The organism is Bartonella sp. AA83SXKL (assembly GCF_042196965.1).
Lineage (GTDB): Bacteria > Pseudomonadota > Alphaproteobacteria > Rhizobiales > Rhizobiaceae > Bartonella.
On record NZ_JBHIRG010000215.1, the window covers coordinates 1 to 342 of the forward strand.

1 pseudogene is annotated in these 342 nt (G+C 41.2%); it reads right to left on the reverse strand.

Annotated features, from left to right (window positions below):
- Window positions 1–342: pseudogene (locus ACFINO_RS10700) on the reverse strand (phosphoserine aminotransferase); the annotation flags it as partial.

The following is a 342-nucleotide window of genomic DNA, read 5'->3' on the forward strand; positions in this document are numbered from 1 at the left end:
CAAAGCAGTCACCACTGGATCGACAATATCTAAACAAACAGATGTATTAGAACGCACTTGAGGATCTTTTGCCAAATATTCTAACCACGGTGTTTTGCGAACAAAAGCATCAAGTACCGCAAAATTTTTCTCAACTCGCGCCATTAATGCGTGCAAACCACCTTGTGCCTTTGCCCACTTCAGTGCATCAAGAAAATCTTCAATACATAGCAAAGAGGGTGTATTGATAGTTACCCCTTTAAAAATATTTTCGTTTAATTTTCCATCCTTTGTCAGACAGAAAATTTGCGGCATGGGCCAAGTCGCAACATAACTTTCAAGCCGCTCAACAGCACGAGGGCT